Origin of the sequence: Sporosarcina jiandibaonis (genome assembly GCF_013184495.1) — a bacterium.
GTDB classification, from domain to species: Bacteria; Bacillota; Bacilli; order Bacillales_A; family Planococcaceae; genus Sporosarcina; species Sporosarcina jiandibaonis.
Window position 1 is genome coordinate 1 of record NZ_JAAOIY010000022.1, and the last position, 589, is coordinate 589.

Consider the following 589-nt stretch of genomic DNA (forward strand, 5'->3'; position numbering starts at 1 on the left):
AGGTGCGGCTGGATCACCTCCTTTCTAAGGATATATGTTCGAAAGCGAAAAACACTTCGTGTTTGACCTTTCAACATTCGGAATGTGGATTTATATCCACAACTTGACGTTTTGCGTTCAGTTTTGAAGGTTCATTATGGTTAACTAACCAGCTAAATTTGAACTTCATACTAATAGAAGATGAGGGATAAGTTCCCTTGTTTTGTTGAGAAGTAGAATCTTATTTCTCCAAATCCCGGAAGGGGCCTATAGCTCAGCTGGTTAGAGCGCACGCCTGATAAGCGTGAGGTCGGTGGTTCGAGTCCACTTAGGCCCACCATGAAAACCCTATAATACTGGGGCCTTAGCTCAGCTGGGAGAGCGCCTGCCTTGCACGCAGGAGGTCAACGGTTCGATCCCGTTAGGCTCCACCAAATTTCTTTAACAAGAGTAATATTTGTTCTTTGAAAACTGGATAAAATTATATTGCTAGTAACAAATCAAGTAATCAATCGAGTCAATTACTTCGTAATTGACATTGCAATACCTTTTTAACGAACATCGACTTTACATCGCTGTCTAGTCATGTTCATAGAAAGATATTTAACAG

General features: G+C 41.1%; 2 tRNA genes. Both read left to right on the plus strand.

Going from position 1 to position 589, the window contains the following annotated elements:
• The first annotated feature begins 242 nt into the window (after window positions 1-242).
• Window positions 243-319, plus strand: a tRNA-Ile gene (locus G8782_RS18310).
• An 18-nt stretch (window positions 320-337) separates the two neighbouring features.
• Window positions 338-413: transfer RNA gene (locus G8782_RS18315), tRNA-Ala, on the plus strand.
• Window positions 414-589 lie beyond the last annotated feature (176 nt).